General features: G+C 58.4%; 18 protein-coding genes. 7 read left to right on the top strand and 11 right to left on the bottom strand.

Features of this window, described 5'->3' with window-relative positions; all coding sequences use genetic code 11:
• Positions 1-56: 56 nt before the first annotated feature.
• The 3 genes from AB5Y99_RS14455 to sixA form a co-directional block, all read right to left on the bottom strand.
• On the bottom strand, positions 57-974 hold the full coding sequence (locus AB5Y99_RS14455; RefSeq protein ID WP_201992559.1) for a DMT family transporter: 918 nt from the start codon (positions 972-974) through the stop codon (positions 57-59).
• 164 nt (positions 975-1138) lie between these two features.
• Positions 1139-1345 carry a DUF1107 domain-containing protein gene (locus AB5Y99_RS14450; protein ID WP_005336998.1) on the bottom strand — a complete coding sequence of 69 codons (207 nt, stop codon included), beginning with the start codon at positions 1343-1345 and terminating at the stop codon, positions 1139-1141.
• 133 nt (positions 1346-1478) lie between these two features.
• The gene (gene sixA / locus AB5Y99_RS14445; RefSeq protein ID WP_005351311.1) at positions 1479-1946 is read right to left on the bottom strand and encodes a phosphohistidine phosphatase SixA; all 468 of its coding nucleotides are present in this window, start codon (positions 1944-1946) and stop codon (positions 1479-1481) included.
• Positions 1947-2108: 162 nt separating this feature from the next.
• On the opposite strand from sixA, the gene AB5Y99_RS14440 reads away from it, so the two are divergent.
• Positions 2109-4895 carry an insulinase family protein gene (locus AB5Y99_RS14440; RefSeq protein ID WP_368209993.1) on the top strand — a complete coding sequence of 929 codons (2787 nt, stop codon included), beginning with the start codon at positions 2109-2111 and terminating at the stop codon, positions 4893-4895.
• A 331-nt stretch (positions 4896-5226) separates the two neighbouring features.
• Here the strand turns inward: AB5Y99_RS14440 and AB5Y99_RS14435 are convergent, their stop codons facing one another.
• Complete coding sequence (locus tag AB5Y99_RS14435; RefSeq protein WP_005337003.1) at positions 5227-5874, bottom strand: thiopurine S-methyltransferase; 648 nt, start codon at positions 5872-5874, stop codon at positions 5227-5229.
• Positions 5875-6156: 282 nt separating this feature from the next.
• Complete coding sequence (locus AB5Y99_RS14430) at positions 6157-7527, bottom strand: leucine-rich repeat-containing protein kinase family protein (protein ID WP_368209991.1); 1371 nt, start codon at positions 7525-7527, stop codon at positions 6157-6159.
• 318 nt (positions 7528-7845) lie between these two features.
• Here AB5Y99_RS14430 and AB5Y99_RS14425 point away from each other — a divergent pair, with 318 nt between their 5' ends.
• Entirely contained in the window at positions 7846-8610 is a 765-nt protein-coding gene (locus AB5Y99_RS14425; RefSeq protein WP_216977814.1) for an SDR family oxidoreductase, read from the top strand.
• A gap of 51 nt (positions 8611-8661) precedes the next feature.
• A complete protein-coding gene (locus AB5Y99_RS14420) occupies positions 8662-9489 on the top strand; it encodes a bifunctional transcriptional activator/DNA repair enzyme AdaA (RefSeq protein ID WP_199415521.1) in 828 nt (275 codons plus the stop codon).
• Between the two features lie 311 nt (positions 9490-9800).
• Here the strand turns inward: AB5Y99_RS14420 and AB5Y99_RS14415 are convergent, their stop codons facing one another.
• The 5 genes from AB5Y99_RS14415 to guaB form a co-directional block, all read right to left on the bottom strand.
• Complete coding sequence (locus tag AB5Y99_RS14415) at positions 9801-10526, bottom strand: hypothetical protein (protein ID WP_216977815.1); 726 nt, start codon at positions 10524-10526, stop codon at positions 9801-9803.
• Between the two features lie 89 nt (positions 10527-10615).
• A complete protein-coding gene (locus tag AB5Y99_RS14410) occupies positions 10616-11056 on the bottom strand; it encodes a hypothetical protein (protein WP_216977816.1) in 441 nt (146 codons plus the stop codon).
• A gap of 399 nt (positions 11057-11455) precedes the next feature.
• A complete protein-coding gene (locus tag AB5Y99_RS14405) occupies positions 11456-11728 on the bottom strand; it encodes a hypothetical protein (RefSeq protein ID WP_216977817.1) in 273 nt (90 codons plus the stop codon).
• Between the two features lie 379 nt (positions 11729-12107).
• A complete protein-coding gene (guaA, locus tag AB5Y99_RS14400) occupies positions 12108-13697 on the bottom strand; it encodes a glutamine-hydrolyzing GMP synthase (RefSeq protein WP_368209988.1) in 1590 nt (529 codons plus the stop codon).
• Positions 13698-13781: 84 nt separating this feature from the next.
• Positions 13782-15245, bottom strand: a complete 1464-nt coding sequence (guaB, locus tag AB5Y99_RS14395; RefSeq protein WP_005360033.1) for an IMP dehydrogenase — start codon at positions 15243-15245, stop codon at positions 13782-13784.
• A gap of 652 nt (positions 15246-15897) precedes the next feature.
• Here guaB and AB5Y99_RS14390 point away from each other — a divergent pair.
• Both AB5Y99_RS14390 and xseA read left to right on the top strand, forming a co-directional pair.
• Complete coding sequence (locus tag AB5Y99_RS14390; protein ID WP_307895037.1) at positions 15898-16536, top strand: cold shock and DUF1294 domain-containing protein; 639 nt, start codon at positions 15898-15900, stop codon at positions 16534-16536.
• A gap of 88 nt (positions 16537-16624) precedes the next feature.
• Positions 16625-18004: an exodeoxyribonuclease VII large subunit gene (xseA, locus tag AB5Y99_RS14385; RefSeq protein ID WP_368209986.1), complete on the top strand. Its 1380-nt coding sequence runs from the start codon at positions 16625-16627 to the stop codon at positions 18002-18004.
• A 116-nt stretch (positions 18005-18120) separates the two neighbouring features.
• Here the strand turns inward: xseA and AB5Y99_RS14380 are convergent, their stop codons facing one another.
• Positions 18121-18840, bottom strand: coding sequence for a GntR family transcriptional regulator (locus AB5Y99_RS14380; RefSeq protein ID WP_201966151.1), 720 nt, complete (start codon positions 18838-18840; stop codon positions 18121-18123).
• A 247-nt stretch (positions 18841-19087) separates the two neighbouring features.
• Between AB5Y99_RS14380 and mngA the strand changes: the two genes are divergently transcribed.
• Positions 19088-21034 carry a PTS 2-O-a-mannosyl-D-glycerate transporter subunit IIABC gene (gene mngA / locus AB5Y99_RS14375; RefSeq protein WP_368209985.1) on the top strand — a complete coding sequence of 649 codons (1947 nt, stop codon included), beginning with the start codon at positions 19088-19090 and terminating at the stop codon, positions 21032-21034.
• An 86-nt stretch (positions 21035-21120) separates the two neighbouring features.
• The gene (gene mngB, locus AB5Y99_RS14370; RefSeq protein WP_368209984.1) at positions 21121-23775 is read left to right on the top strand and encodes a mannosylglycerate hydrolase; all 2655 of its coding nucleotides are present in this window, start codon (positions 21121-21123) and stop codon (positions 23773-23775) included.
• Positions 23776-23938: the final 163 nt, after the last annotated feature.

Genomic DNA, 23938 nt, shown 5'->3' with positions numbered 1-23938 from the left:
CGCTTTTCATTGGCGGCCAAGCAGGCCATTGGGCCCATCTACGCTTTCGCGCAAGATTACTCTTCGGGACAGGGAGCCAGCACTACCCGGCGGCGACCCATCGCCACCGGACGCACCAGCAACTGTGCCAGCAAGACACCCAGCAGGGTCAGACCGCCCCCGATCAGGTGATAGCTGGTCAACCGCTCACCCAACAGGGTGATGGCAAGGCCAGCCGTCATCACCGGCAGCAGGTTCATAAAGATGGCGGTACGGTTGGCACCGAGCAGGGCGATACCCTGCATCCAGAGCCAGGGCGAGAGCGCCGAAGTGGGGATACCAGCATAGAGGATCAGCCACAGGGCCCGGCCATCCGGCCACTGGCCATCCATCAGCAAAAAGAAGGGGGTCAGGATCACCACACTGCAGATCACCTGACCGTAGAGCAGCGACCAGTTGTCGAGCCCCAGATCCCACTTCTTGAGCAGCACGCTGTAAAGGGCATAAGTACCGGCCGAAATCAGCATATAGACAGAGCCGATATGAATGCCTTGGGTAAACAGCCGGGTCGGATCCCCCTGCCCCAGCAAGATAGACAAGCCAAGGAGGGAAAGCAGCGCCCCCAGCACGGCGCCCCAGGTGGGCCGCTCGCGCAGCAGCCAGATGCTGAACAACACGGTCAGCAGCGGCGTCAGTCCCATCATCAACCCCATCTCGGTGGCTCCCAGGGTTTGCGCCGCGTAGTACCCAAAAGTCTGGTTGAGCACCATGCCCAGCGAGGCCAGCATGGCGATCTGCCAAAGGCCAGCGCGCAGGCGGGCACGCGCACGCCATACCCGACGGGCCAGAAACGGGCTTAATACCAGCGCAGCCACCACCCAGCGCGACCAGGCCAAGGCTGCGGGGGACAAAACACCAACCGCCAGTTTGCTGACGATGCCATTGCCAGCCCAGATGGCAATGCAGGAGAAAGGAAACAGAAAGGCAAGGGGCATGAGAGGATCCAGACCGAAGAGACAACAGCGGGCCAGTATAGGGGGCGATGGGAGATAAACAAAGGTGTGGGCCTGAACAGCCACATGATGAACGCCAGTCGCCAGAAACAAATATGCCCGCAAAAGTGCGGGCATATCAGTGCAGAAACAGGTTCAGAAGCGCATCACGCGGCATCCATGTGCAGTCTGGAGATCAGCTCGTTGACCTCGGTGACTGTCTGGCGGTGGGGAATATCCGCCGGATTCGGCATCAGCAACAAACCGGATTGGAAATCAAACCGCCCCCGACCATGGATGTAAATCCGACCTTTAAAGAAGGTTTTGACATGCTTTGCCACCATCAGTGGCAGGTACTTCTTGAACACTCTCATCGTTTGCAACCTCTTGCAGTTGTATCCGTATGACAGCAGCTTCTGCGAATTAATTCCGTAAAGTATTTATAAAAATCCGGAAAACTCGCCCATCTCTTCCCAAAAAATTCAATCTATAACTTTTTATTAACTTTTAGCCTATTGTATGCGGCCCTTCGAGCCAGAGCAAGGCTCCTTTGCCATCGTGCCACTCGATACAAGCGATCCCCGAGGTGGCGAACATGGGTGCTCCTGCTGCCGGGCAGAGGCTTTGCACCAGATAACCCACCAGCGGCAGATGGCTGACCATCAGGATCTGGTCATGTTGCTGCGCCAAAGTGGTGAGGTAGCTGGCCACGAAAGCGGGATCACCGTAAGGGGTAATGTCGCCACTCTCTTCAACGGCTGCTGCGTCAGGTAATTCACTGCATATGGCTTGCCAGGTCTGGCGTGCCCGCAGATAGTTGCTGTGGATCACCCGATCCAGCGGGCCAATCAGCTGAGGCGCCAGCCAGCGGGCCATCTGGATAGACTCTTCAATACCCTGCTCGGTCAATGGACGCTGTTCATCTGTTTTCGCATTCATGCCAGCCTGGCCATGACGCATGATATAGATCTTCATTACAACCTCGCCCAACGGGCCTGTTTTGATAGCCGGGGAATCTTACCCCGCCACGGGTGTGGAAACAATTGCGCTACCTCTCAGAAAAGGGTTTGCCTGACGGGATAGCGGGGTCGATAATCATGTTTAAATTCAAATAAATCCAACGTGAGTCACACGCCAATGAGCCCATATGCCAGTCCCAATGACCATCGGCAATACCATTTTCTGGAGCTGGCCAACCGGCTCAGGGTCTTGTTGATTTGTGATCCCGACACAGACAAATCTGCCGCCTCGCTGGCGGTCAATACCGGCCATTTTGACGATCCCGCCGACCGGCAGGGAATGGCCCATTTTCTGGAGCACATGCTGTTTCTCGGCACCTGCACCTACCCCAAGCCTGGTGAGTACCAGCAATTTATGAGCCGTCATGGCGGCAGCAACAACGCCTGGACCGGTACCGAGTTCACCAACTTCTTCTTCGAGATCGACAACGGCTTCTTCGAAGCGGGGCTGGATCGCTTCTCCCAGTTCTTTATCTGCCCCACCTTTGATCCGGAGTGGGTGGACAAGGAGCGCAACGCGGTCGATTCCGAGTATCGCCTCAAGCTGCAGGACGACATGCGCCGCAGCTATCAGGTGCATAAAGAGACGGTCAACCCGGCGCACCCCTTCTCCAAGTTCTCGGTGGGCAACCTCGATACCCTGGCCGATCTGCCGGGACGGGATCTGCGCTCCGACCTTATCCGTTTTTACGAAAGCCACTACAGCGCGGATCGCATGGCGCTGGTGATGATCTCGCCGGAATCCATCGATACCCAGTTGCAGTGGTGCTGTCGCTACTTTGCTCCCATTTTGAATCGCAATTTGGGAACCCCGACCCTCACCATGCCACTCTACCGGCTCGATGATCTCGGCGTGCGCATCCACATCAATCCGGTCAAGGAGACCCGCAAGCTGTCGCTCAGCTTCCCCTTGCCCAATGTGGACGCGTTTTACGACAAAAAGCCCCTCACCTTCCTGAGCCATCTGATTGGTTATGAGGGGGATGGCAGCCTGCTCTCCCTGCTCAAGGCGAAAGGCTGGGTCAATCAGCTCTCGGCGGGCGGTGGCATCAGCGGCGCCAACTTCAAGGATTTTGGCGTCAACTTCGGCCTCACTCCTCTGGGCCTTGAACATGTGGACGACATCCTCGCCGCCCTGTTTGGCTATCTGAAACTGATTGGCCGCGAAGGGCTGCAGAGCTGGCGCTATGACGAAAAACGGACCGTGCTCGAATCGGCGTTTCGCTTTCAGGAGCGCGGCCGCCCCCTCGATACGGTGTCGGGGCTGGTGCTCAACCTCTTTAGCTACAAACCTGAGGATCTGCTCTACGGCGACTACATGATGCGCGAATATGACGAGGGGCTGATCCGCCGCTTCCTCGCCAAACTCACCCCGCACAACCTGCGAATCACCATCACTGCGCCGGAAGTGGCGACCGATCGGCTGGCCCGCTGGTATCAGACCCCCTATAGCGTGGCGACCATTACCGAGGCCGAGAAAATTCGCTGGCAACAGAGCGAGCCGGAGCCGGCGCTGGCGCTGCCCAAACCCAACCCCTTTATCAGCAGTAGGCTCGATCCGCGCACGCCCGAGCTTGCCGCCGACATGCCCGCCTGCCTTATCGATCGCCCCGGTTTTCGCCTCTGGCACCTCCATGAGCACCTGTTCAGCGTGCCCAAGGGCAATCTCTATATCTCCATCGACAGCGAACATGCGGTCAAAAATCCGCGCAATATCGCCATGGCGCGCCTCGCCGTGGAGCTGTTGGCCGACCACCTCAACGCCCTCACCTATCCGGCGGAGCTGGCGGGGCTGGGCTATCAGATCTATGCCCATCAGGGGGGCTTTACCATCAACCTGAGCGGCTTTGCCGACAAGCAGCCGCTGTTGCTCGACATGATCCTCGGCAACCGCACCCTGGGGTATCCGGATCCTGGTCGCTTCGCCGAGATCAAGGAGCAGCTCATTCGCAACTGGGATAACCAGTCCAAGGCGCGCCCCATTTCCCAGCTCTTTAACCAGCTCACCAGTTTGCTGCAACCGAACAACCCGCCGTTCGAGCAGTTGCTGCGCCACCTGCGCACCGTCGAGCTGGAGGAGATGCCCGGCTTCGTGGCCCAGCTGTTTGGCGAGGTGCATGTCGAGGCACTGGTGCATGGCGACTGGACTGCCGCCGAAGCGCTGGAGCTGGCCGCCCTGATGGAGCGTCACCTGAGCGATATCAATGGCACCAGCAGCAAGCCGAGCGGCGAGACCCGTCGTCCGCTCATCTCCATTCAGGACAGGGGCACCCTTATTCGCGAACAGGGTTGCGATCACGAAGACTCAGCACTGCTGGTCTACTACCAGTCCCGCACCACCCGGGCGCGGGATCTCGCCTGCTTCACCCTGGCGAACCACATCATGTCCTCTACTTTCTTCCACGAGCTGCGCACCCGCCAGCAACTGGGGTATGTGGTGGGTGCCGGCAACCTGCCCCTCAATCGCCATCCGGGCCTGATCTTCTATATCCAGTCGCCGGTGGCGGGGCCGCAGATCCTGCTCGATGCGGTGGAGGAGTTTATCGACCTCTTCCCACTCGCCATGCTCGAATTTACCGAGCAGCAGTGGCAAGAGAGCAAGGCGGGGCTGCAAGCCCAGCTGAGCGAGCGGGATGCCAACCTGCGCAGTCGCGGCCAGCGGCTGTGGGTCAGCATCGGCAACAAGGATCTGGGGTTTGATCAACGGGAGCGGGTCTGCGATGAGGTGGGCAAGTTGAGCCGCGCCGATCTGGTGCGCTTTATCACCCAGCTGCGCTCGCGCACCTCCGATCGGCTGATCCTCTGCAGCTATGGTCAGGGGCACGAACATGACGAGCGGATCACTGGCCAGTTTATCGATGATCCACGGGCATTTCGGCTCAATGCCGCCACCTTCGAGGCCTGATCAGGCCTCGACATCCCCCATTTTTCCTGCCCCCGGCAAATCACAGACAATAAAAAGCCGACCCATCAGGGTCGGCTGGAAAAACCATAACAATTGCGACCAAAGCCGCCAAAAGTGAACATGAGCGTGAAAATCAGACACTGAGTTGCTGATCAGCAAGCGGGAAAGACCCGATACTCGCTTTGCAATGCCAACAGTGATTGAGAAACAGCCTCATATTAGGCACTCCCCCCGCCAGTCACGTTGATCTACGTCAAAGGAGGTAGCGAAGAGCGCACAGCCCGACGATTTGTCGGCGCAGATCACCCTTTGGCCGCCCGTTAGCTGTCCGTTAGCCACGGCGAACCAGCCGGTAGGCCACCTCATCGAAGTAGGAGAGCTGGCCCGACAACACCCGCGGGTGATCCACCTCGGCGGCGCGCCCCAGCACCTCGATGCGAAAATCCCGTTCGAAAAGGGCTCGCACCTCCATCTCACCCACCGAGAAGGGAGGCTGACTCTGCTGCTCCGGCTGATATTCAAGGGTCACCAGCAGGATCTGGCCACCGGTCTCAACCAGCGAACTGATCAGGGCTGCATACTGGCGGCGCATCGCGGTCGGCAGGGCGATCAGCGCCGCGCGGTCATAGACCAGCCGGTAACGGCGACCCAGACTGGGGGCGGCGAAAAAATCTCCCTGAAAAATGCGCAGGCTGTCCACTTGATGGCACTGATAAGGGCCCACTTCGCTCACGGTCGCGGCGAGCTGGTTTTCACTGAAGAACTGGCTGACGGCAAGGCTCGATAACTCGAAACCGTCGACCGGATGGCCCTGAGCACTCAGCCAGAGCATGTCGCGGGACTTGCCGCACAGGGGAACCAGCACCGGCTCGTCCGCTTGCTGGGCTGACCACCAGGATTGCAGCCAGTGGTTGAAGTCCGCCTGATGAAAGCCAATCCGGTTCTCTTCCCAACGCTGATGCCAAAACGCAGCTTCCATCGTTATTACCCTTCTGTACTAAAGATGCCTCAATATCACAACTTAACCGGCACCACGCAACCCTTTGCCCTTCCCTTTTTGCCGCGCAGCCTCTGCGTGTTATCCGGCAAATGACGGGACCTTCCCTTGCCCTGCGCCTCGCTGTCGCAATCGGCGCTATTGGGTACGTTTATGACGGACAGAGGTATACCAACCCATGCAAAAACGTCATGGGTGTATGGCGATGAATGAATAAAGGGAATGACGTTGGCAGGCCAAACGTGCTCGCCAACGCCAGAAAGATCACGACAGCGTGGCGCGAGCGGCCGCCAGCTGGCGCTCTATATAAGCAAAATCGGGGCGTTCGGCGGGGAGTTCCGAGAGGCAGGCCGCTTTGAGTTGATGCAACCCATCGAACAGTGAGTCTTGCATATCGCAATGGGCCAACAGCTCCTCCAGCAGACAACCAAAGGCGCGCACTTCCAGTCGCTCAAGGCCCACGGCCCGCTCGCGGTTGCTGCGCTCATACAAAGAGGCGGCACCGAAATCCCCCAGCAGGGCGCGAGCCGGTGCGTCAGAACCACGGGCAAAAAGAATATTGTGACCGTAGAGGTCCCCGTGCATGATGCCCGCGCGGTGCAGATGGCCAGTCACCGAGGCAATGCCGTGGGCCATCGCCAGCGCATCCGGCACACTCAGATGCAGCCCCTCGGGATAGATATCCCGGGTGCAGGAGTCCAGGCTCGGCGGCCCGGCCAGATTGGCAAAGGCCGGGTCGATCAGCTCCATCACCAGCGCCGGAATGCCGGAGGGGTGATCCGCCACCTTGCCTATCACCTTGATAAGGTTGGAATGAGTGCCCGCCGCCAGCGATGCCGCCATCTCGCAGCGGGGCAGTCCATCGCTGGTCACCGCCCCCTTGAACAGCTTGACCGCCACCTGACTGGCATCGGCTCTGCCGCTCGCCTGAGTCACTTCATCAGCACTATTACCCACAAGGGTGGCGCGATGGATAACGCCGGATGCTCCCTGCCCCAGCAGATCGCCCAGCGCCAGCGTCTCCCAGGCAATCGGCGTGACATGGGCATCATCGATGGCCCGCGCCTCCGCCCCCTCGCTAAAGGGGTTGCCGGAGTAGGCGAGCCATGAAAGGCGCGGCAGCGAGAGCAACCACTCGGGGAAGCGTTCGATGCGGTTGGCGGCGATGCGCAGCAGCTCCAGCTTGCGGCAATTGGCAAGACTTGCCGGCAACTCGCGCAGACGGTTGCCCGCCAGCATCAGCTTTTGCAGGGCGCCGCACTGGCCCAGCTCATCGGGCAGACTTTCAATCTGGTTATAGGTCAGGATCAGCCAGCGCAAACCGGCGGGCAGCGCCTTGGCCGAGACGGTAGCAATCCGGTTGGCCTTAAAGCCCACCATAGTAAGCGCCGGGCAACGCCCCAGTACCTCGGGCAGCTCGGTAAAGCGGTTCTCGGAGCAGAAGATGATGCGCAGTTTGCCAAACCCGGCCAGCTCGTCGGGGAGCGAGTTCAGCTGGTTGCCGGTCAAATCCAGCACCTCCAGCGTCTCTTTCAGGCTCAAAATCTCGAGGGGGAACTCCGTCAGGTTTTCACAAAGCTTCAGATGGCGGGCACCGCACAGTTCACCTGCGCGCAGCTGTTCCAGAGTATGCATAACCGTTTCTCAATCCTGATGATCTGCCTGATGGCACAGCGACCATCAGCGCGCCGAACCCGGGTTCGGCGATTTTAAAGGGGGGCATTATAAAGAATTCGGGGCTCAGTTCTCCCCTTTTGTTGCCGCAAAGGCCTGTATCGACATGTAGCAAAACGACTTGGGAACAAAGAGAGCAAGATTCGGGTCGTTCCAGCGAGGAGTGGTTGCCATAGTGGGGGCCAAACCCAAGTCGGTTGGAACCTATTGGAGTTCCAACCCACAGCCAACCCTGTGTACCACTTAGAGGCGCACAACACACTCAGCGAGGGAACTGCCATGTCATTACTGTCCAACAAGGTCGCCATCATCACCGGCGCCAGCTCCGGCATCGGTCGCGCCAGCGCCATCCTGTTTGCCCGCGAAGGGGCCAGCGTCGTCGTCGGCGCCCGCCGCCAGCCCGAGCTGGATCTACTGGTGGAGGAGATCCGCCATGAGGGGGGCCAGGCGGTGAGTCTGGCGGGAGATGTGAAAAGCGAGAGTTACGCCCGCGATCTGGTGGAGCTCGCGCTAACCCGTTTCGGCGGGCTCGATATCGCCTTCAACAACGCCGGTACCACAGGCACGCCGGGCAGCGTAAAGGAGCTTGAATTGGCGCAGTGGCAGGAAATTCTGGATACCAACCTCACCAGCGCCTTTGTGGGAGCCAAGTACCAGATCCCCGCCATGCATGCGCGCGGCGGCGGCTCGCTTATCTTTACCTCCACCTTTGTCGGCCATACCCTGGGGCTGCCCGGCATGGCGGCCTATGCGGCGAGCAAGGCGGGCCTCATCGGCCTGACCCGGGTGCTGGCCGCCGAGTATGGGGCACAAGGGGTGCGGGTCAACGCCCTGCTGCCGGGGGGCACCGACACCGCCATGGGGCGGGCCTTTACCGATACGCCAGAGAGTCTCGCCTTTGTGCAGAATATGCATGCCCTCAAACGGCTGGCCCAACCGGAGGAGATCGCCCGCTCGGCCCTCTATCTCGCGTCCGATGCATCCAGCTTTACCACCGGCATTGCCTTGCTGGCCGATGGTGGGGTATCTATTTGTCGCACATGATGTTGTCGCCCCCAACACACTGCGACCGCAAACTTATCGTGAGAGCGCCTTATGTCTGATTACGCCCGCATCGCCGATGCCATCCGTTTTATCGCAAGTCAGGTGGAGCGCCAACCCACTCTGGACGAGATAGCGGCGCACGTTCACTTAAGTCCCTTTCACTTCCAGCGGCTGTTCAGCCGCTGGGCCGGAGTGACGCCCAAACGCTATCTGCAGGTGCTGACCCTGGAGCGGGCCAAGGCGCTGCTGCAGGAGTCGCGCCCCCTGCTTGAGGTGGCAGATACCCTGGGCCTTAGCAGCGGCTCGCGGCTCTACGATCACTTCGTGCAGCTCGAAGCGGTAACGCCGGGCGAGTACAAGCAGCGCGGGGCCGGGCTGGTTATCGATCACGGGGTGCACGACACCCCCTTCGGTCAGGCGTTCGTCGCCCTGACCCCGCGGGGGGTGTGCAACTTCTCGTTTCTCGATGACAAGGCCCCAGAGGCGCCACTGGCCGACCTCGCCCGCAGCTGGCCTGCGGCAACGCTGCAAGAAGCACCATCACGCACTCAAGGGGTCATCAACACCATGTTCGATGGCAGCAAGGCGCCGGATCGCCCCATCTCGCTGCACGTGAGCGGCACCAACTTTCAGATCAGCGTCTGGCGGGCGCTGCTGCAGATCCCGCCCGCCAAGGTGGTGAGCTACGCCCAGGTGGCGAACGCCGTCGGCAACCCCAAAGCCGCCCGCGCCGTGGGGCTAGCGGTGGGCGCCAATCCCGTCGCCTTGATGATCCCCTGTCACCGGGTCATCCAGCAAAACGGCAAACTCGGCGGCTATCACTGGGGCGAGACCCGCAAACAGGCGATACACGCCTGGGAAGCGGCGAGGTATGAGTGAAGGTGGCCTTTTCTGCTCGCCTGATGGGGGAGAAACAGAACTGTTGGTGGTGAGTCAGCAAACAATCAGACAGCGCCAGACAGCGTACGGCGATATAAAGCAGGGAGATCAGAAGAATCGGGGCGCAGATCGCCCCTTTTGTTGCCTTGGCAAGACATGGTGCCTAGCCACCCCACCCCAGCGGATTTACGAAAAGACGTAGGGTGCAATAAGCTCAGCGCATTGCACCATTTGCCGAGCGGCTTTTGTGCAAGGTATGAGAAACAAAAGTAGAGGTGCAATTTCATTGCACCCTACAGCACTTGTAATTGTTATGTGGACACCTCGATTTGGCTACCAGCTATCCATTTTTGTGGAGGACAGGGCTCCGTTTTCACGTAATTATCGAATAGTTCATTTAATTGCTCATTGGTACCAAACTGTAAGCCTGCTTTTGCAGCATAACCTTTAGCCAAATAGTTAATATCTGAACGCCAATTAATGAAACTCAAATTTGACTCAGACTTATAGACAAGATCAGAGGGAAGTGTAGAAAACTGTGTTTTATCTACTATTAATACACATCCAGAGGCCCTACTTCCAAGTTTATGGGCTTTTGTTAGTGCTGTCCCCATAACAGGGATGGAGGTCATCAAACCCGCCCCCATAGGCAATATACCTCCTTTCGCATCACGCATCTCATTTGGGTAACAGCCGCTAATATCAGACATGCTCCCCGTTGATATTGCTGCTTTAGTTGCGAACCCATTAATTAACATGTGCCTCATTAAAGCTACTGCTATTGCGATAGCTCGACCGGCATCACTTTCTTCATAATCTGAAACTATGATAAACCCATCACCAAATTGATGTGAAAACAACCTATCACTTTCATTCGAAATGGGGGAGCCAGGAAAAACTCGAATACCTAGTTGAATAATGGAATGCATTAGCTCACTCAACCCCAAGATCGCCCTAGTTTGATTATCTTCACCAGACTCATATAAATTTGAAAAACCTTCAACATCAATATTTATTCCCCATCGCCTATCCGTCATCTAAAACCTCTTAATATTTAAGCTTTAACCATACAGGTAAAATTTCGAGCTTACACCACAACTTTTTATATTCTACAAAAATTCACTTATTAGTTGTTCTTTAAAAACCATTCACTATATTTTTGCATAACAACAAAGAACACATGTCGTGAATCTAGACCATCAATTGTATAATAGAGTTGGTCAAGCGAGTCAGTGCACGGGCTACCAACATGAAAGCCTCTAGAAGTAGTTAGCTCGTATGGTAAGCTTACAGATATATGTTTGCTTTTATTACACAATAACCTGACCAAGTTAAACTCACTTAACGTACCTATTTCTAGTAAGAAAACCTCTCCATCGCTGAGTTCTTTCCCTGCTTTTGATTTATCATAAACCTCTTTAGCACCGTTTCCAGCAATCCACTCTCTTAAGTGATTAAGAGAAAATACTATAAACAGAAAAAGCCTGCTATTAGGTTTTCTGTTGTACTCTGTAAGCGCACTTTGAATTTCTTCGAAAAGACTTCTTGGACTCTCTAGCTCGAACATAATGTAAACCTCATTGTCGCTAACAGTGAATCTGATGGAATGAATATGGTACTAATTCGATAAGATAGCAAAACACCCCTTAAAAGTCCGGCTGCTTTAATTGCCGAATAGCCTCCAGCTTGCTGCTATTTATCTATGGCATTACTTTGATTTTAAACAGTAATCCTCAAACTGTTGCTAAACGAAAATCATAGCAAGCTGGAGAGACAAGGAAATAGTGAGATGATAGTTTCCTGAGCAAGATCAACAAATTAATCAATAAGTACAAATACCGACCACACATCAGACGTAACTGGTAGTGGAAATAAGAAAGACGCCCTAAGGCGTCTTTCTTATTTTCAGGGTTTGAAGCAAACCGGCTAGGAGATTTCCCCCTCCCCGCCTTGCCCTACCACCCAATCAGATTGGGGTAATGGAGGTGATATGGGCATCCCCGTCCAGTGATTTGAAGATCTGTACCACGGCTTCGCCATGGATCGGTTTGGCAAGCGGCACAGTGCTCTTGCACTTGAAGCGGTAGTTGGTACCAGCCACCACTTGAGTGGAGACTTCAAAGGGTACGTACTGCACCCCGACAAATCCTTTCAGCGCCTGATCAAATACCGCCTGATCCTCGGCGGTCAGCTTGTAATATGCGGTCCATCCACCCACCAACACTGCTTGTTCTGACATATCAAACTCTCCGTGCTCTATGATCCCGACTCGTTTGGCCGTTCGGGCTGCGCCCCGTTGATTCAAGTGGTTTCCGGTCTCCACCGGGGTGTCATCACTGCCGGTTGGCACGATAACGATGGGCAAATTTACGCAGCTATCTGCAACTGGATCAGCCCTCCCCCCAGCCACAAGCCGCTGTTGACAGCGGGCTCAATTGGCATGAGAGAGCCTAGTGCGGGATGGCAAAAATGCCCCTGTCACATATGACAGGGGCAAGGTGGCGAAAAAGCTGCTCGAAAAAAGAAGATGTGTTGCGCAAACGATTGAGAAAAGAAAAGACGCCTCAAGGGCGTCTTTTTGCATTTTTATGCTCGAAGGGCAGAAGGGCGCGAGCCGCTTATTCCCATTCGATGGTTGCAGGCGGCTTGCCGGAGACGTCGTACACCACGCGGGAGATACCGTTGATCTCGTTGATGATGCGGTTCGATACGTGACCGAGGAAGTCGTACGGCAGATGTGCCCAGTGGGCGGTCATAAAGTCGATGGTCTCGACGGCGCGAAGCGCAATGACCCAGTCATATTTGCGACCATCGCCCATCACGCCAACGGAGCGCACCGGCAGGAAGACGGCGAACGCCTGGCTGACCTGGTTGTAGAGGTCGGCTTTGCGCAGCTCTTCGATAAAGACCGCATCGGCGCGGCGCAGAATATCGCAGTACTCTTTCTTCACTTCGCCAAGGACGCGCACGCCCAGACCCGGGCCCGGGAACGGGTGACGGTAGAGCATGTCGTAGGGCAGACCCAGCTCAAGACCAACGCGGCGCACTTCGTCTTTGAACAGCTCGCGCAGCGGCTCGACCAGACCCATCTTCATCTCTTCCGGCAGGCCGCCGACGTTGTGGTGAGACTTGATGACGTGGGCCTTGCCGGTCTTGCTGGCAGCAGATTCGATAACGTCCGGATAGATGGTGCCTTGCGCCAGCCACTTGGCGTTTTTCAGCTTTTTCGCTTCATCATCAAACACTTCAACGAAGACGCGGCCGATGATCTTGCGCTTGGCTTCCGGCTCGTCAACACCGGCCAGGGCAGAGAGGAAGCGCTCTTCCGCTTCAACCTTGATGATGTTCAGACCAAAGTGGTCACCAAACATCTCCATCACCTGCTCGCCTTCATTCAGACGCAGCAGACCGTTGTCCACGAAGACACAGGTCAGGCGATCGCCGATGGCGCGGTGCACCAGCATGGCAACCACGGAGGAGTCGACACCGCCGGAGAGGCCGAGGATCACTTCATCGTCACCCACCTGCTCGCGGATGCGGGCAACGGCGTCGTCGATGATGGTGGCCGGGGTCCAGAGGCATTCGCAGCCGCAGATGTCTTTGACGAAGTGCTCCAGCATGCGGGCACCCTGACGGGTGTGGGTCACTTCCGGGTGGAACTGCACGCCGTAGAAGCGCTTGGCTTCGTTAGCCATGGCTGCGTGCGGGCAGGTCGGGGTTTGGGCGATGGTGGTGAAGTCGGCCGGAATGGTGGTGACCTTGTCACCGTGGCTCATCCAGACATCCAGCATGGCATTGCCGTTGTCGGCGATGGCATCTTCGATGTTGCGCAAGAGGGCGCTGCTCTTGCCAGCTTCGCCCAGCACTTCCACCTTGGCGTAACCGAATTCACGCTCGGTGGAGGATTGCACCTTGCCACCCAGCTGCTCGGCCATGGTCTGCATGCCGTAGCAGATGCCGAACACTGGGACACCGGCGTTGAACACATACTCGGGGGCACGCGGGCTGCCCGCTTCGGTGACGGACTCGGGGCCGCCGGAGAGGATGATGCCGCTCGGATTGAATTCGCGGATCTGCTCTTCGGTTACGTCCCAGGCCCACAGTTCGCAGTAGACGCCGATTTCGCGCACGCGGCGGGCGATCAGCTGGGTGTACTGGGAACCGAAGTCGAGGATAAGGATACGGTGCTGGTGAATGTCTTTAGTCATTTTATTCCTGCATCAGGCTGATGTTGTCACAAAGGGCACGGGATAAAAAAAGGGTGGAAAAACGGGGCGCAGGGCCCCGTTTTATCAGCCCATCCGATAGTTGGGGGCTTCTTTGGTAATGGTCACATCGTGGACGTGGGACTCTTTCATCCCGGCGCCGGAGATGCGCACGAACTCTGCCTTGGTGCGCATGTCGTCGATGGTGGCGCTGCCGGTCAGGCCCATGGAGGAGCGCAGGCCGCCCATCTGCTGGTGGATGATCTCTTTGAGGCGACCCTTGTACGGCACGCGACCTTCGATACCTTCCGGTACCAGCTTGTCGGCGGCGTTGTCGGTCTGAAAGTAGCGGTCGCTGGAGCCTTTGGACATGGCGCCCAGGGAACCCATACCACGGTAGGATTTGAAGGAGCGACCCTGATAGAGCTCGATCTCGCCCGGCGCTTCTTCAGTACCGGCGAACATGGAGCCCACCATGACGCAGCTGGCGCCCGCGGCGATGGCCTTGGCGATGTCGCCGGAGAAGCGGATACCGCCGTCGGCAATCACCGGAATACCGGTGCCTTCCAGCGCGTCAACGGCGTCGGAGATGGCGGTGATCTGGGGCACGCCCACGCCGGTCACGATACGGGTAGTACAGATGGAGCCCGGGCCGATACCGACCTTGACCGCATTGACACCGGCAGCAGCCAGCGCCTTGGCGCCCGCGGCGGTCGCCACGTTGCCACCGATGATCTGAAGATCCGGATAGGCGTCGCGAGTGGCCTTGATGCGATCCAGCACGCCCTGGGAGTGGCCGTGGGAGGAGTCGATCAGCAGCACGTCAACACCTGCTTCCACCAGCGCAGCGACGCGTTCTTCGTTGCCGGCACCAGCACCGACCGCAGCACCGACCCGTAGACGACCCTTGTCATCTTTACAGGCGTGCGGCTTGCGCTCGGCTTTCTGGAAATCTTTAACGGTGATCATGCCCTTGAGTTTGAAGTCGGCGTTCACCACCAGCACTTTTTCGATACGGTGCTTTTGCATCAGGGCAACCACCTCTTCACGAGGGGCCCCTTCACGCACGGTGACCAGACGATCTTTCTGGGTCATGATCTGTTCAACGGTCTGGGAGAGGTCAATCACGAAGCGCACGTCACGGCCGGTGATGATACCGACCAGCTGATTGCCGTCAGTCACCACGGGGTAACCGGCGAAGCCATTCTTGTGGCTCAGCTCCTTGATTTGGGCGATGGTCATGTCAGGGCGCACGGTGACGGGGTCAGTGACCACGCCGCTCTCGTACTTCTTGACCTTGCGCACTTCGGCAGCCTGCTGCTCGATGGACATGTTCTTGTGGATAAAGCCGATACCGCCTTCCTGGGCCAGTGCGATAGCCAGACGGGCTTCGGTCACTGTGTCCATGGCAGCGGAGATCATCGGGATGTTCAAGCTGATGGCGGAGGTCAGCTTGGTACGCAGATCGGCAGTATTGGGAAGAACTTCGGAGTGGGCGGGAACCAACAGTACATCGTCGAAGGTTAACGCTTCTTTGGCAATCCTGAGCATGGCAATATCTCACCGTTGAGGAAGTGGGGGTGTAAAATATTGCCGACGAAGTTTACTCACGCATTGGTCACTGGTAAAGAAGTTTTTTGAATTTTTTATGGCATAGCCCTCTTTTAGGCGGCCAAAACGCCAAAAAACCAAGATTATCAGTACGAAAAGCGCCATTTCGGGGCAAAAGAGTTGGGTGAATGGGGTTTTATGCAGAAAGCCTCTTGTTCGCGCAGCTCGGACAGCGGTTTCACAATCCCCACTCCCCCTGCCCTCGCCCTCAATAAAACAGGCAGAGATCGCCCGACATGACATGCGTTCGCAACGCATCGTCACCACTATGCGTCTGCCACTGTGTTGCCGTTGTGACGCCAACGCCATGATTGACACATTTACCGTTACAGAGGGATGAAAGTAGTGGCCGAGAAAAGGCGAGGTCTCGTAAGATATCCTGCCAAACACCTTTCTTGCTGCCCTCCCACTGGCACGTACAGTTCCAGGGAAAGGCTGACAGCAGAAAACGGGCTTTGTATAGACTGAATGTGAAATATATTTCAGACATATTCATACTGCCTATAAATATATTCACAACAAGTCTCAAAACATTATTAATGGCAATATGACATGCCATAAATCACTTCAATCAAGGAAAGCGGGAACATATATGAGATTTCAGGGAAAGATTTCTGAGTGGAATGATGACAAAGGATATGGGTTTGTCGAACCCAATGGTGGCGGCGAACGGACGTTTATTCATATCAAGTCATTCAAATCAAAAGTACGGCGCCCCACCAATGGCGATCTGGTTATTTACGAAGTAGCGAAAGATAATCGGCAACGCAGCAATGCTATTAATGTCTCGTATCCACATGAACGGTCCAGCGCGATAAAGAGAAGCGGAAGTAATATCAGTCTGCTATGGCCGTTGCTGTTTATGTCAAGCCTGCTGGCGCTCACCCTGTTTCAGCGTATCCCGGTATTCCTCTTCATCGTATATGCCTCCCTGAGTGTGATGACCTTTATTGCCTATGCAATTGATAAACATGCAGCCCAACATAACCACTGGCGTACTCAAGAGAGCACCCTGCATCTGCTGGCCCTGCTAGGTGGTTGGCCTGGCGCCCTTTCTGCCCAACAGTTACTCAGGCATAAATCAGCTAAAGTGGAATTTCGCCAAGTGTTCTGGGTCACCGTATTCCTAAATTTGCTTCTATTGTGCGGGTTAACCATGACGGCTCAGGGTCGTTCCATCCTGGGCACTGTCACAACAGAAATCCTCCGTCTGATCGCTCCTTGGGCTTGAGTCCGGGCTCGGCTCCAGCCGCGCTCTGGGGTAAGATAGCGGCCATCGTTTTATCCCGGCCACGCCGGGGCAGACCACAGGTACGCCTTTGAACCGATTTACCCCATCCAGTGCGGCGAACGGCCGCGAGCAGCAGGTCTTTACCGTCACCCGCCTCAACAGCGCCGTGCGCATGATCCTGGAGCAGGATCTGGGGCTGGTGTGGCTGACCGGCGAACTCTCCAATCTGGCGATGCCAAGCTCCGGCCACTGGTACTTCTCCCTCAAGGACATGTCGGCGCAGGTGCGCTGCGCCATGTTCAAGGGCAACAACCGGCGGGTGGCCTTCCGCCCGCAGGATGGCATGCAGGTGCTGGTGCAGGCGCGGGTCTCCCTCTATGAGCCGCGCGGCGACTACCAGCTGATCATCGAATCGATGCAACCCGCAGGCGATGGCGTGCTGGCCCTGCGTTTTGAAGAGCTCAAGCGCCGTCTCGGCGCTGAGGGGCTGTTTGACGAAAGCCGCAAGCGGCCGCTGCCCCGTGAACCACGGGCGGTGGGCCTTATCACCTCCGCCACAGGTGCCGCCCTGCACGATATGCTGACGGTGCTTAAACGGCGCGCGCCGGATCTGCCGGTCTTTATCTACCCGACTCAGGTTCAGGGGAGCGCCGCCATCAGCCAGATCGTCGCGGCGATCGCCAAAGCGAACCAGCGCGCCGAGGTGGATGTGCTGATCGTCGGGCGCGGCGGCGGCTCGCTCGAAGATCTCTGGTGCTTCAACGAAGAGGCGGTGGCGCGTGCCATTGCCCACTCCGCCATACCGGTGGTGAGCGCAGTGGGCCACGAGGTGGATGTCACCATCAGCGACTTTGCCGCCGACTTGCGCGCCCCTACCCCGTCGGCCGCCGCCGAGCTGGTGGCGCCGGATCAAAGCACCCGTGCCCAGCGTCTCGTTCACCTCAAGCAGCGACTGCTGCAGGCGATGAGCCGCCAGCAGACCGCCGCCCGCCACGATTTCATCCTGCTGCAAAAGCGGCTCGACCATCAGGATCCGAAGCGGCGGCTGGAGCAGCAATCCCAGCGCCTCGACGAGCTATCTACTCGTTTGCAGCAGCTGCTACGCCAGCGGCTGCATCAGGGTGAGCGGCGCCTCGCCAACCTTGAGCTGCGCCTGCAGGGCAAGAGTCCGGAGCGCCTCTTGGCAGCTGGCAAGCGCCGCCACCAGCTGGCCGAGGAGCGGCTTCATGCCCTGATTGCCAAGCGGCAAGACCTTGCGAGCCACCGCCTCGCCATGCTCACCGCCCGCCTCGACGGGGTGAGCCCGCTTGCTACTCTGGGTCGCGGCTACTCCATCACCCGTACTGCGCGTGGTGAAGTCATCAGCCGCGCCGCTCAGGTCAGCAGCGGCGATCAGCTCATCACCACCCTGGCACAAGGGAGCCTGCAGGTGCGGGTCGAGGAAGTTATCAAAGACTCTGCGCAGTAGATCGGCTGTATCAAACCACCAGCCAATCTGCTATTCAGCCCGGCAATCAGCCAAAAACAAAGGCCACCACCGCAAACAGGGTGGTGGCCTTTTTTATCTCAGGTGCTGCCGCCCGCTCACCCCTTGGCGCGGCGGGCGACCAGGGTGAACTTGTAGTCATCGCTCTTGAAGAAGTTGCGACTGAACTCGAACACGGTGCCATCTTGCAAGAAGCCACGGGAAACCTTCTCGATAATGGGCTTGGCAGGATCGATACCGAGCGCCTCCACTACCTGCGCCGAGGGGAGCACCGGAATGATCTCCTGCTCGCTGCGGTCGATCACCAGCTGCTTCACCTCTTCGATGTAGTGGTACTTCGAGCCCTGCATCACCGCGTAGCTGAGATCGGGGAAGAGAGCGAGCGGCATCCAGGTCTCCTCCAGCGTTACCGCGATCTGGCGAATAAAGCGCACCCGCTTGACGTAATAGACCAGCGCCCCTTCCAGCAGATTGAGCCGCTCGGCCAACTCACTACTCGCCTTGATCACCTCGAAGGCGAGAATGTCGCTGTGGGTCTCGGCCGCCGGATCGGTCACCTTCTCATAGAGGCTGGTGAGCTGATAGATGTCGTAGTTCACCTTCTCCTGCCGCACGTAGCTACCGCTGCCCTGAATACTCTCGATGACGTTGAGTTCGGTCAGCTGCTTGAGAGCCTGACGCACCGTCACCCGGCTCACCCCGAACTGCTCGCGCAGCTCGGCTTCGGTGGGCAAGGCATCGCCGGGGGCCAGCTCCCCTTGCGCAATCCACTGCTGGATGATGTCGGCTATCTGGCGATACATGGGTTTTTTCGACACGAAAGGCCACCTCGTCGGCTCTGCGCCATGATAAATGGAAGAGGCGCCATTCTACCCCAGTTGCCCGGCAGACAAAACGGCTCAGCCTCATTTGACCTAACAAATCACCTTGACAAAACAATACAAAAACAATACAAATAACGAATTGTATGATACCACTCACAAAAATCAGTCGGCCGGTTTGTTAGCATCGCTGTCACTTTCACCATGACGGCTTGCTGGCAAGCCAACCTGACAGAGGATCATCATGAATCTGACCAGTCTTACCGGCCCCCATCTCATCACGCTGCAAACCCGGTTTGCCGATCGGGATGCGGCCATTCATGCCTTGGCTGATCGGCTCGATCAGGCCGGCAAGCTGCACGACAAGGCCGCCTTTCTGGCCGCGGTCATGGCCCGCGAGGCGCAGGGCCCCACCGCCCTTGGCGAAGGGCTGGCAGTGCCCCACGGCAAGTGCGATGCGGTGCGCGAAGCGGCCTTTGCCGTCGCCACCCTGAGCGAGGAGCTGGGCTGGGAGGGGATCGACGGCCCCGAGCCGGTCAACCTGATCTTCATGCTGGCGATCCCGACCGATCAGGCGGGCTCTACCCATATGCAGCTACTCACCACCCTCACTACCGCTTTGGTTGATGACGATACCCGCGAGGCGGTGCTGGCGGCCCAAAGTGCCGAGCAGCTGATGGCGCTGCTCGATGGCGAAGGGGATAGCGGTCAGCAACCAGCAAAAGAAGACAACTTAGATACAAATCAACCTGCTGTGGTCTGTGTCACTGCCTGCCCGGCGGGGATCGCCCACACCTATATGGCTGCCGAGTATCTGGAAAAGGCGGGTCGCAAGCTGGGCATTCGGGTACTGGTTGAAAAGCAGGGTGCCAACGGCATCGAGGATCGCCTGCCGCAAGAAGCGCTCGATGCTGCCGTGGCCTGCATCTTCGCCGCCGAGGTGGCCATCAAGGAGCAGGAACGTTTTGCCGGTATCCCCCGGATCGAGACGCCGGTGGCCGAGCCCATCCGCCATGCCGAGCGGATCCTCAATGATGCGCTGGAAGCGGCCAAGGCCGGTCGCACCGCCCCGACGCCCAACCCCAGCCAGAGCGAGGCGCCAACCGGAAAGAAGGTGGGCTTCAAGACCGAGCTCAAGCAGGCGCTGCTGAGCGGCATCTCCTTTGCCGTGCCGCTGATCGTGGCAGGCGGTACCGTGCTCGCCGTCTCTGTGCTGCTGGCCCAGATCTTCGGCCTGCAACATCTGTTTGATACCGAGAACTCCTGGCTCTGGATGTATCGCAAGCTGGGCGGCGGCATGCTGGGCACCCTGATGGTGCCGGTGCTGGCGGCCTATACCGCCTATTCGCTGGCGGACAAACCGGCGCTGGGCCCGGGCTTTGCGGCGGGACTGGCCGCCAACATGATTGGCTCCGGTTTTCTCGGCGGTGTGGTCGGTGGTCTTATCGCCGGTTACCTGATGCGCTGGGTCAAGCAGCATGTGCGTCTGAGCCCCAACTTCAACGGCTTTCTCACCTTTTACCTCTATCCGGTGATCGGCACCCTGGTGGCGGGCAGCCTGATGCTGTTTGTCATCGGCCAGCCGGTAGCCTGGCTCAACAACAGCCTCACCGAGTGGCTCAACGGCCTCTCCGGCACCAATGCGCTGGTACTGGGCGCCCTGCTCGGCTTTATGTGCTCGTTTGACTTGGGTGGCCCGGTCAACAAGGCGGCCTACGCCTTCTGCCTCGGCGCCATGGCCAACGGGGTCTACGGCCCTTACGCCATCTTCGGCGCGGTCAAGATGGTCTCGGCCTTTACCGTCACCTTCTCCACCATGCTGGCGCCGCGACTGTTCCAGACCTTCGAGATCGAGACCGGCAAATCGACCTGGCTGCTGGGGCTGGCGGGGATCACCGAGGGCGCCATTCCGATGGCCATCGAAGATCCAATCCGGGTGATCGGCTCCTTCCTCGCAGGCTCGGTGGTCACCGGCGCCATGGTGGGAGCCATGGGGATTGGTCTCTCCACCCCGGGGGCCGGCATCTTCTCCCTGTTCCTGCTCCACGATGGCGGCCACGGCGCCATGATGGCGGCCGCCGTCTGGCTCGGTGCGGCGCTGGTGGGCACCCTTATCTCCACTGTGGTGCTGATCGGCTGGCGCCGTCACGCCATGCAGCGCGGCACCTATCAGGTGGTCGCCGCAGAGTAAGGCGCATCTTCACCACCACTTTTTCAACAGACTATTTTTCCGCACTGCAGGCAAGGGCCGCCGTGCGTCAGCAAAGGATCATTGTCATGACAGTTTCACGAGTTCACATCACGCCGCACATGCACTGGGATCGGGAGTGGTACTTCACCACCGAGGAGTCCCGCATCCTGCTGGTCAACAATATGGCGGAGATCCTGGCGCGTCTTGAATCCGACCCTGACTACAAGTTCTATGTGCTGGACGGCCAGACCGCGGTGCTGGAGGATTACTTCGCCATCCAGCCCGAGAACAAGGCCCGGGTGAAGGCACTGGTGGAAGCGGGCAAGCTCATCATCGGCCCCTGGTACACCCAGACCGACACCATGCAGGTGAGCGGCGAGTCCATCCTGCGCAACCTGCTCTACGGAATGCGCGACTGCCTGAGCCTTGGTGAGCCGATGAAGATCGGTTACCTGCCCGACTCGTTCGGCATGTCTTCCCAACTGCCCCACATCTTCAACGGCTTCGGGATCGATCGGGCCATGTTCTGGCGCGGCTGCTCCGAGCGCCACGGTACCGACAAGACCGAGTTCCTGTGGCAGAGCAACGATGGCAGCGAGGTGACCGCCCAGGTACTGCCGCTCGGCTACGCCATCGGCAAGTACCTGCCGGAAGATGAAGCTGGGCTGCGCAAGCGGCTCGAATCCTACTTCGAGGTGCTGGAGAAGGCCTCGGTGACCAAGGATATCCTGCTGCCCAACGGCCACGACCAGATGCCGCTGCAACAGAACATATTCGCCATTATCGACAAGCTGCGGGAAATCTACCCCCAGCGTGAATTCCACATGAGCCGCTTCGAGCAGGTCTTCGAGCGCATCGAGGCGTGCCGCGACCAGCTGGCCACCCTCAAGGGGGAGTTCAACGACGGCAAATACATGCGGGTACACCGCACCATCTCCTCCACCCGGATGGACATCAAGCTGGCCCACGCCGCCATCGAGAACAAGATCGTCAACATCCTCGAACCGCTGGCGAGCATCGCCTGGGCGCTCGGCTTCGAGTACCACCACGGGCTGTTGGAGAAGATGTGGAAGGAGATCATGAAGAACCACGCCCACGACAGCATCGGCTGCTGCTGTAGCGACAAGGTGCATCAGGAGGTGATGACCCGCTTCATTCTGGCCGACGACATGGCCGAGAACCTGATCCGCTTCTACATGCGCAAGATTGTCGACAACATGCCGGCGGCGCTGTGCGAAGACGGCGTGCAGGTAGCCGACAAGCTCTGCCTGTTCAACCTGATGCCCTTCCCCCGTCAGGAGGTGATCAACACCAGCATCCGCATTCGCGCCCAATCCTTTGCCCTGAGCGATGAGGCGGGCCAGCCGGTCCCCTACTTCATCCGCGCCAGACGCGAGATTGACCCGGGACTGGTGGACAGACAGATCGTGCACTACGGCAACTACGACCCCTTTATGGAGTACGACATCCAGCTCTGCCATCCGCTGCCTGCCATGGGCTACTGCACTCTCCATATTGAGGGCAATCAGCCGGGACTGGAGCAGCCGGTGACGGCCAGCGGCGAGCTGCTGGAGAACGATTTTTATCGCATCGCCCTCAACGACAACGGCACCTTGCAGATCCTGGACAAGCTGCGCGGCACCACCTTCGATCAGGTGCTCACGCTGGAAGAGGGCTCCGATGATGGTGACGAGTATGACTACTCGCCGTCGCGGGACGAGTGGCTGCGCTACTCCACCGAGTTTGCGGTGACTCGCGAGGTTACCCATCAGGCATGGCAGAGCATCGCCACTCTCAAACTGCGTATGGCCTTGCCGGCCAACCTAGCCGAGCGGGCCAACCGCCAGTGCAGCGGCCACCTTGATGTCACCTGCCGCATCACCCTGGCGCACCAGAGCCCACGCATCGACATCGAGCTGGAGCTCGACAATCAGGCCGATGATCACCGGGTGCGGGTGCTGATCCCCACCCCCTTCCCGAGCGACACCGTGGTATCCGACAACCAGTTTGGCTGCATCACTCGCCCCACCCGCGACAGCGCCATGGCGAACTGGGAGGCGGAAGGGTGGAAAGAGGCCCCCATTCCGGTCTGGCAACTGATGAACTTCGTCGCCCTGCAAGATGGCAAGCAGGGGCTGGCGGTGCTGAGCGACGGTCTGCGCGAGTTTGAAGTGATTGGCGAGCAGTGCGACACCCTGGCACTCACCCTGCTGCGCGGGGTCGGCGTACTCGGTAAAGAGGAGCTGCTGCTGCGCCCGGGTCGCCCCTCCGGCATCAAGCTGCCCACCCCGGACTCTCAGGTGCGCGGCAAGCTCAGCTGCCGTTTCAGCCTGCTGGCGTTTGCTGGCGATCACATCAGCGCCAACGTGATGCAGGCGGCGCGCAGCTACCTCACTCCGGTACACTGCTACAACAAGATCCCGTTCGATGCCATGAAGCTCAACAAGGCGAGCTTCACTACCCCGCTGCACTTCAGTCTGCTCACCATGGATCCCTCCGGTCCGGTGCTGAGCGCCCTAAAGAAAGCCGAAGATGAAGAGGCGCTGGTGATCCGGGTCTACAACCCGAGCGAGCAGGCGGTACTGGAGGGTGGCAAAATGAGCAGCGAACACGCCCTGAGCGACTGGCAAACGGTGCGGATGGACGAACAGCCCCAGCCCCTTGAACTGGCCGCTGGCGAGTTTGGCGAGCTGGCGCCGTGCCACTCCCGCAGCGTGCGCTTTCGGGTGGCTCGCGGCTAACCGCCGGTAACACCCAAAGGTAGCAACAGGCGGGGAAGAGTCATCCCCTCCCCGCCTGTTTATCCCTCAGGCAGGCCTATCCAGCTTGATAAAGACATAAAAAAATCCCCGCCAATTGGCGGGGATTTTTATTGGGCCCTGCTTCATCCCGCGAGCGGGAGAG

Source organism: Aeromonas sp. R4-2 (assembly GCF_040908295.1).
GTDB lineage: Bacteria > Pseudomonadota > Gammaproteobacteria > Enterobacterales > Aeromonadaceae > Aeromonas > Aeromonas veronii.
The sequence above is the reverse complement of the archived record's forward strand: the minus strand, read 5'-3'. Positions and strand labels throughout refer to the sequence as shown.

Coding starts and splice junctions, on each gene's coding strand:
- AB5Y99_RS14455 (WP_201992559.1), bottom strand. CDS start 974: ATGCCCCTTGCCTTTCTGTTTCCTTTCTCCTGCATTGCCATCTGGGCT.
- AB5Y99_RS14450 (WP_005336998.1), bottom strand. CDS start 1,345: ATGAGAGTGTTCAAGAAGTACCTGCCACTGATGGTGGCAAAGCATGTC.
- sixA (WP_005351311.1), bottom strand. CDS start 1,946: ATGAAGATCTATATCATGCGTCATGGCCAGGCTGGCATGAATGCGAAA.
- AB5Y99_RS14440 (WP_368209993.1), top strand. CDS start 2,109: ATGAGCCCATATGCCAGTCCCAATGACCATCGGCAATACCATTTTCTG.
- AB5Y99_RS14435 (WP_005337003.1), bottom strand. CDS start 5,874: ATGGAAGCTGCGTTTTGGCATCAGCGTTGGGAAGAGAACCGGATTGGC.
- AB5Y99_RS14430 (WP_368209991.1), bottom strand. CDS start 7,527: ATGCATACTCTGGAACAGCTGCGCGCAGGTGAACTGTGCGGTGCCCGC.
- AB5Y99_RS14425 (WP_216977814.1), top strand. CDS start 7,846: ATGTCATTACTGTCCAACAAGGTCGCCATCATCACCGGCGCCAGCTCC.
- AB5Y99_RS14420 (WP_199415521.1), top strand. CDS start 8,662: ATGTCTGATTACGCCCGCATCGCCGATGCCATCCGTTTTATCGCAAGT.
- AB5Y99_RS14415 (WP_216977815.1), bottom strand. CDS start 10,526: ATGACGGATAGGCGATGGGGAATAAATATTGATGTTGAAGGTTTTTCA.
- AB5Y99_RS14410 (WP_216977816.1), bottom strand. CDS start 11,056: ATGTTCGAGCTAGAGAGTCCAAGAAGTCTTTTCGAAGAAATTCAAAGT.
- AB5Y99_RS14405 (WP_216977817.1), bottom strand. CDS start 11,728: ATGTCAGAACAAGCAGTGTTGGTGGGTGGATGGACCGCATATTACAAG.
- guaA (WP_368209988.1), bottom strand. CDS start 13,697: ATGACTAAAGACATTCACCAGCACCGTATCCTTATCCTCGACTTCGGT.
- guaB (WP_005360033.1), bottom strand. CDS start 15,245: ATGCTCAGGATTGCCAAAGAAGCGTTAACCTTCGACGATGTACTGTTG.
- AB5Y99_RS14390 (WP_307895037.1), top strand. CDS start 15,898: ATGAGATTTCAGGGAAAGATTTCTGAGTGGAATGATGACAAAGGATAT.
- mngA (WP_368209985.1), top strand. CDS start 19,088: ATGAATCTGACCAGTCTTACCGGCCCCCATCTCATCACGCTGCAAACC.
- mngB (WP_368209984.1), top strand. CDS start 21,121: ATGACAGTTTCACGAGTTCACATCACGCCGCACATGCACTGGGATCGG.